General features: G+C 42.5%; 8 protein-coding genes and 1 pseudogene. 3 read left to right on the top strand and 6 right to left on the bottom strand.

The annotated features are described in order from the left end of the window. Positions 1–310: 310 nt before the first annotated feature. Entirely contained in the window at positions 311–1,084 is a 774-nt protein-coding gene (gene cbiQ, locus EWV66_RS10010) for a cobalt ECF transporter T component CbiQ (RefSeq protein WP_052276370.1), read from the top strand. 119 nt (positions 1,085–1,203) lie between these two features. Beyond that, positions 1,204–1,986, top strand: a complete 783-nt coding sequence (locus EWV66_RS10005) for an energy-coupling factor ABC transporter ATP-binding protein (RefSeq protein ID WP_185237076.1) — start codon at positions 1,204–1,206, stop codon at positions 1,984–1,986. A gap of 152 nt (positions 1,987–2,138) precedes the next feature. Here EWV66_RS10005 and EWV66_RS10000 read toward each other — a convergent pair whose 3' ends face one another. Then, complete coding sequence (locus tag EWV66_RS10000) at positions 2,139–2,360, bottom strand: DUF4926 domain-containing protein (RefSeq protein WP_052276369.1); 222 nt, start codon at positions 2,358–2,360, stop codon at positions 2,139–2,141. A gap of 636 nt (positions 2,361–2,996) precedes the next feature. On the opposite strand from EWV66_RS10000, the gene EWV66_RS09995 reads away from it, so the two are divergent. Continuing rightward, a complete protein-coding gene (locus EWV66_RS09995; RefSeq protein ID WP_052276368.1) occupies positions 2,997–4,187 on the top strand; it encodes a HEAT repeat domain-containing protein in 1,191 nt (396 codons plus the stop codon). On the opposite strand, the gene EWV66_RS09990 is transcribed toward EWV66_RS09995, so the two are convergent. The 5 genes and pseudogenes from EWV66_RS09990 to EWV66_RS09970 form a co-directional block, all read right to left on the bottom strand. Then, entirely contained in the window at positions 4,188–4,364 is a 177-nt protein-coding gene (locus EWV66_RS09990; protein WP_002743097.1) for a hypothetical protein, read from the bottom strand. It abuts the gene before it with no gap. A gap of 308 nt (positions 4,365–4,672) precedes the next feature. Then, positions 4,673–5,092 (bottom strand): retroviral-like aspartic protease family protein, encoded by a 420-nt coding sequence (locus EWV66_RS09985; protein WP_211571687.1) that lies wholly within the window; start codon positions 5,090–5,092, stop codon positions 4,673–4,675. Positions 5,093–5,529: 437 nt separating this feature from the next. Beyond that, entirely contained in the window at positions 5,530–6,048 is a 519-nt protein-coding gene (locus EWV66_RS09980) for a PEP-CTERM sorting domain-containing protein (protein WP_071591795.1), read from the bottom strand. 93 nt (positions 6,049–6,141) lie between these two features. Beyond that, positions 6,142–6,624: a calcium-binding protein gene (locus EWV66_RS09975; RefSeq protein WP_052276366.1), complete on the bottom strand. Its 483-nt coding sequence runs from the start codon at positions 6,622–6,624 to the stop codon at positions 6,142–6,144. A 115-nt stretch (positions 6,625–6,739) separates the two neighbouring features. After that, a pseudogene (locus tag EWV66_RS09970) lies at positions 6,740–6,832 on the bottom strand (IS1 family transposase); the annotation flags it as partial.

Raw genomic sequence — 6,832 nt, 5'->3', positions numbered from 1 at the left:
TTCCGAACAATTTCATCGCTGACAAAACGGATGACTGGTGCCGTTACTTTGTCTTGCCTATTTGGGGTACAAAAGATTTTCTTTATTCCCCTTGACTTTTAAGACAATCGCTACGTTCTATATCCCTATATCCCCTTTCTAACTGATAAGTAGGGAGGCACAATTATTGGTAGGATGGGTTAGCGGTAGCGTAAACTATGCGGGCGTTGGGTTTCATGCTTCAACCGTTCGGCAAAAGCTCACGGCCGAAGCCCAACCTACGTTCATCTGATAACTGATAACTGATAACTGATAACTGATAACTGAATAAATGCTACACATTGCTACTTTTTCTTGCGAAAATGAGCGCCAAAATTGCGGTTTTTGGCAGAGACTCGCGCCCCATACCCGTGTTTTAGTGACTCTTTTGTTAGTTTTTGCCACAGCCTTAACTCCGAATGGTAGCTGGGAAACTTGGGGGATTTACGGATTAGGATTAATTATTTTAATTCTGATCAGTCGGGTGACTATTAGCGTACTTTTACAAAGAGTAGCGATCGAATTTGTCTTTATCGGTGTGGTTTTATTGGGAACTCTTTTTCGTGATGGCGGCGAAATTCTTTGGTCTTGGGGATTTTTGCGGATAACTAGCGAGGGATTGCTGGTTTTAGGCAGTGTGGCCTTTAAAGCTTTTCTCTGTCTTTGTACGGTCAATATTCTGGTTTTAACCACAGCAATTCCCGACCTGTTACAAGCCTTAGTTACCCTAAAAACCCCCCCTTTATTGGTGGCAATTTTAGCTTCTATGTACCGTTATCTAGCGGTTTTGATCGCTGAATTTAATTCCATGCGAAGGGCAGCAATTGCGCGTAATTTAATGAGTAGTCCCCGATGGCAGCGGTTGCTAGTGGGACACATGATCGGCTCTTTATTTATCCGCACCTACGAACGTGGCGATCGCATTTATCAAGCCATGTTATCGAGGGGTTACACTGGTTCCTTGCCTTCTCTACAGGTTCCCCAAAGCAAGCTGAACGATTATCTCGCTATAATTTGTATAGTAATTTTGATCCTCTGGGGTCAAATGGTACATCTACTCAGTTGACACTGCCGTTGCCTAAACTGGAAGCTAGATTGACAACCTGTTGCAAAAAAAGCCGTCCTCCGCTACGCTAAAGGACGGGGAACCTTGAACCCAATTTTTCGGTAAAAGTCTCGTTTTTCATGCACCACAACCCGATTTTTATTGAAAACCTAGTTTATACCTATCCTGACGGTACAGAAGCGTTAAAGGGTATTAACTTAGCCATTGAAGCTACGGAAAAGGTAGCTTTAGTCGGGGCCAATGGATCCGGAAAATCCACCTTATTACTGCATTTTAACGGTATTCTCCCGCCGCAAACCGGTAGAATCACCGTCGGTCCCTACGAAGTTAAACCAGAGAATTTAGAAAATATCCGCAATTTTGTCGGTTTAGTCTTCCAAAACCCCGACGATCAGCTATTTATGCCCACTGTCTGGGAAGATGTGACTTTTGGCCCGATGAATCAGGGTATTCGGGGAGAGGATTTAAACCATCGCTGTCATCATGCTTTACACGCGGTGGGATTGGATTCCCAGCATTACGGTAAGAGAAACAGTCAGAATCTATCGGGGGGTGAAAAAAAACGCGTGGCAATTGCGGGGGTTTTAGCCATGTTGCCCGAGGTCTTAGTTTTTGATGAACCTAGCGCCCAACTTGACCCCCGGTCCCGTCGGCAATTAATACAACTGTTGGCCACTTTACCCCAAACCCAAGTGATCGCCACCCATGATCTCGATCTGGCTTTAGAATTATGCGATCGCACGGTGGTGTTAAGTCGTGGTCAGGTGGTAGCTGAGGGAGAAACCGCTAGGATTTTAAGTAATCGGGAATTTTTGGAACAACACGACTTGGAAATACCCCTTTGTTATAGTCGTCCCTACTGTGCGATCGCTGATGCGCCCTCACAAGTCAGTGATCAGTGATCAGTTATCAGTTATCAGATGTGAGTTTTCAGTTCACCGATTACTGTTTACTGGACGGCTACGCCGTGCCTTTGGCAACACTGAAAAAAAGCTCCCTTTTCCCCCCTCATAGACAGTCTTAACGAGTGATTTAGATAGTCAACAGCTTACCGCTACTTAGCGGTTAATTTTTGGGATTCTAAGGGAGAATGATGTAATAACATTAATTGATTTTCTTGTAAGATTTCGATAGCATAAGCAGGGCCAGAAGTATTGCTAAATTCAACTTCAAAAACATTTGGCTCATAGACTTCTACAATTGTTCCCACTTGCCCGCGATATAATCCCAATTGGGGTAAGTCTTCTAATAAAGCAACCACATCTAAGAGTTTCATTTCCTTATCTCCTTATCTACTTAAAGTACATAACAAGTAATTAAACGGGGAAAATTTTCATCATTTCTGATTATCCAAACACTGGGAATAATAGCTGTTTTGTTTTGATGATTTAGGGGAAAGTCATTAACGAAGGCAGGGGGCAGGAGGCCGTTTTTGTAACGGGGATTTATGCCCCGCTCCCAAAACTTTTCGCCTTAAGGCGAGGTTTTAGACCCGATTTTTTCGATAATATACTTTTGTCCATATTCCCACTTCTGCAAGAAGTCTGTGGATAGCTTGCCCTGAGTAAATAGGGCTTGCTGAATAAATATGAAATGTAGGCAAGGTAAGGGTTTTGTGGCTTTTCTCGTGAAACAGGTGCAAGATTTTGAGAGAATCGTGCTTCAAAACCTTGCATCTTCATCGGCCCGCGTCCTGTAGGGGCGAAGCATTCGGGCAATAACCTATCGGTGAAACCGTAGATTTTCTATCCGAATGCTTCGCCCGTACTTTTTGCCGCAAACCCTAAATACTGATGTCTGATGCACAATTTGGAGATTTATTATCGGTTTCTTGCATTATGAGAGAGGACAAAAGCGAGAAAGTCTGACATTCTTGAGATAGGTAGCACGAAAATCGAGGCCATTTCTCACGATGCAAGCTCTGCTAGAAAAAGCTCAGATAGCGTTGAATAAAAAGGACTGGGAGACAGTAAACGCCAGCATACAGCGACTTTTAAACCAAAAAGATGCGATTGAACCGATTATTAACGATGAAATCCTCGATTTAGCCCTAGAAGCTTTACAAAAATGCGATTTTCAACAGCGATGGGAGACAGCGAAACTATTTCCTCAAATCGGTCAATCGGCGATCGCTCCTCTAATTGCCCTGTTAGAATCCGAGGAACAAGATGGGGAAATGCGCTGGTTTCTGGCGAGAATTCTCAGTCAATTTGACGATCGAGCCTGTATTCTCGCTCTCAGTCAATTATTGCAAAGATCGGAGGAGGAGGAACTCAGCCAAATGGCTGCGGCCGCTTTAGCTAATATCGGCAGTTCTGCCATCTCCAGTTTAGGACAATTACTGTCCGACTCTAATACCCGTTTTTTAGCCGTACAAGCTTTATCACAAATTCGCCGACCAGAAATTATCGAACCGCTTTTAACCGTAGTTAAGGATCAATCTAGCGCCATTCGGTCTATGGCGATCGAAGCTTTAAGCAGTTTTCACCATCCCCAGATTACTGTGATTATCCTCGATGCTTTACAGGATCCGGCCATCGAGGTGCGACGGGAAGCAATTAAAGCTAGTAGTTACCTAGGGACGAATTATCCCCAAGCAGATTTAGTTAACCATCTGCAACCGCTGTTATTCGATGTCCACCTTGAGATCTGTCAAGAAACTGCGATCGCTCTCAGTCGTATCGGCACAGCAACCTCAGCTAAAGCTTTAAATCCACTCCTGCAATCTTCCTTAACTCCCGATAGTTTAAAATTAACTGTAGTGCGAGCATTAGGCTGGATCGAGGATGAGGAAGCTTTAAATTATCTAGAAAAGGCTTTATATAGCGAAAATGTCCTAATTTGTCGGGAAATTATCGCTATTCTCGGCCGGCAAACCTCCCAGAAATTACGCCAACAAGCAGGGGAAATTCTCAGTAATTTTTATCACTCCCGTCCGGCGCTCTTCACTGATACGGGAGTTAAACAGTCTCTAGCGATCGCTTTAGGAGAATTAGAGCGGGATAATAAAAGTATTTTGCTGACTTTAGCAGCCGATGGGGAAGCAATCGTCCGTCTTCATGCTCTCAGCGCCCTAAAAAAGCTAGATCATGGGACTATATAGCTAATTTCCCGCTGCACAGATGTGGTGAATTTGCCAGTAATCCGCATCCATTTCCCCAAGGATAGCGTTTAATTTCTCCTGCGCTTCTTGAGCAAATTGGGCATTAATGGAAAAATTGACAGAAAGCACTATTTCGTAGATTTTATCAGGGTTAAAGGGCTTAATTTCCTGTTTCATCGCCGTGATTCCTTCAGAACTTATTCTCTATTTTCTTCTCTCCTTCTCAAGAATTCCGCTTACGCTACTGCTAACCCTTCCTACAAATAATTGTGTCTTCCTACTTATCAGTTATCAGTTATCAGTTATCAGGTGTGAGTTATCAGGTGTGAGTTATCAGTTAACAGTTATCAGAACGTAGTTGGGTTGAAGCATGAAACCCAACGCCCGCTCATGTTACGCTACTGCTAACCCATCCTACCAATAATTGTGCCTCCCTACTTAAATTGAGAAAATAAGGGTGATCGATCCATGAAGGTTATCAATTTTTAGAGAATTGTTAGATAAGTATCTAGAGATTCGGAGGGTAAAACTTTCAAAGTTTGGTTTTGTAGGTCTAATTCTAAACCCAGTGCTTCTAGGGGGATTACTCCAATTAAAGGATCGCGACCACCGGGTAATTCTAAACATTCAAAAGTTCCCTCGCGACCACAAAGCAATATTTTAGCATCCTGAAAGACTCTCGCTTTGCTCAATCCAGTCGCGGTACTAACATCGACTTCTTTAAGTAAATCTAGCCCCAGTCTGTCAATAATATTAGCAGGTAAACAGAGTGTTGTTGCTCCCGTATCAACTAAAACTTTTGGTAAAGTAACAGAGCGAATTTCTGAAGGAGAGATAAAACCTCTAGCAGCTGCTGATTCATCGGCACGATTAATTATTGTTAAAGGTGTGAAAACTTTGCCCATCGGATTTGTCTGTTTCTTTTCCATATTATTATTTAGTAATCCCTATAATTAGAGAAGACATTTGGAGACTAACTAGAGATGAGAGCGGTTACTGATAACTGATACTAAATCTGGTTATTAAAGACTGATTATCTATTGCTCCTCTTGCCTCTTGCTTCTTGCCTATCCTGATATGTAGCCTATACTCAACGGATTTAGTATTATAGCAGTTTTCATCAGAATGAGGTATGGGCAAAGGGCTTAAGCCCTTTGTTGGCAAAACTTGTCGATACCTCAGTAACGTGAAAAGTGCTATATTTTGATTTTTCACCCTACTTGATAGGCGACAAGTACCAATACTTATCGCCTAAGTGGGATGCTCCCACATAACTCAATTCAAAACCCCTAGCAAATCCTTGGAGGTGGCTTAAATTAGTAAAACACGAGTTTTAATGATATTATCGTTTTCTACCCACCAAAAAACCGCCGATACCTAAAGCAATAATTCCTAGAACAGTTGAAGGTTCAGGAATCAGGACATATTGAACGGGGCCTGAACCGCTATCATTAGTTCCAATATAGGAAAAAGTAGCCTCAGTACTACCAAAAGCGGGAATTAGAGAAAATTCTGGAGTAAAACTAGACGTTGAAAAATTCAACCCTAGAAGGATACCATCTAAAAATTCCACCTTAGGACTATCAGGAAAAGAATCATCATCAACAGCAGTAAAAGTTGAGCCAAAAAAGTTCAAGTTGACTTGAGATACATCTAAAAATTCAAAGCCTAAACCCGTTAACAGGGAATTATCATAGCTAAAAGTACCCGAAAAAGTTTGCCCTGTCAATAAACCATTTTGGATAGTTCCAGCTAGATTGTAACTTACGATAGCTGCTTGAGCAGGATTGACTTGCTGAACTGCAAGACTTAGAACTACCCCAGAAGTAATCACTGCGTTGCGTTGCCAGGAATTCATCATTTTGTCCTCATCCAATAAGATGTGCTGAAAATATTAGGGTTGAAAGGTGCGCGTTTGATGAGTCTCGCCCCTCAATTTAGTTAGTTAGAGAGCCTAATTAAAGATGAAATTAGCTTGAGTCAAGGTAGAAGCATTAATTCCATTGAGAATAGCCATATCTTGTCCAAAAGCTTCAATAATGGTATTTGCACCCGCTTGACGATAATCCCAATCCGTACCGAGAGAATCCCAACTTAAGCTAGTAGAGAAGAAACCAATCAGATCCCCTTGATTTGCTCTGTAATCAGCGATAATGTTGGTATTTGCCGGTAAGAGCGCATCATTTTCTGTAATCCAGAATAGATCCTGGCCGCTACCCCCAGTGACGATATTATTACCACTAGCAGAACCCAAGAAGAGGATGTCATCTCCTGCCCCCGTATCGATACGGTTATTGGTTCCTGCGTAAACGATGTCATTGCCCGAAGCGGTACGGATGTTATTACCACCGACAGCAAAGCGAACGTTTACAGTGTCATTACCGCTTCCCGTATTGAGAATTTGATTATTGCCGATAAATTGTCTGCCATCGCGCAAAGCGGCATCAAAGGTATCATCGCCAAGTGTTCCGTTGACGGTTGTCGGTAAAGGTGCGACACCGTCGAGAACCGTATCTTGACGGAAACCGGGCGTTGCTGAATTAAGCTATGAATCAGTAAGGAATAGGCACTTCTTGAAACTTCAGATAATGAATTAATAAACGAATAGAGTATCCTAACATTTCTGTAGACTTAGAATAGCAGAG

This window comes from Microcystis sp. M_OC_Ca_00000000_C217Col, from assembly GCF_007095585.1.
Classification (GTDB): Bacteria; Cyanobacteriota; Cyanobacteriia; order Cyanobacteriales; family Microcystaceae; genus Microcystis; species Microcystis panniformis.
Note: the sequence above shows the minus strand (reverse complement) of the source record. Positions and strands in the feature narration are given on the sequence as shown.

What these genes read in the sequence shown, in the direction of transcription:
- cbiQ (WP_052276370.1), top strand. Translation starts at nt 311, where the DNA reads ATGCTACACATTGCTACTTTTTCTTGCGAAAATGAGCGCCAAAATTGC.
- EWV66_RS09980 (WP_071591795.1), bottom strand. Translation starts at nt 6,048, where the DNA reads ATGATGAATTCCTGGCAACGCAACGCAGTGATTACTTCTGGGGTAGTT.
- EWV66_RS10000 (WP_052276369.1), bottom strand. Translation starts at nt 2,360, where the DNA reads ATGAAACTCTTAGATGTGGTTGCTTTATTAGAAGACTTACCCCAATTG.
- EWV66_RS09995 (WP_052276368.1), top strand. Translation starts at nt 2,997, where the DNA reads ATGCAAGCTCTGCTAGAAAAAGCTCAGATAGCGTTGAATAAAAAGGAC.
- EWV66_RS09990 (WP_002743097.1), bottom strand. Translation starts at nt 4,364, where the DNA reads ATGAAACAGGAAATTAAGCCCTTTAACCCTGATAAAATCTACGAAATA.
- EWV66_RS10005 (WP_185237076.1), top strand. Translation starts at nt 1,204, where the DNA reads ATGCACCACAACCCGATTTTTATTGAAAACCTAGTTTATACCTATCCT.
- EWV66_RS09985 (WP_211571687.1), bottom strand. Translation starts at nt 5,092, where the DNA reads ATGGGCAAAGTTTTCACACCTTTAACAATAATTAATCGTGCCGATGAA.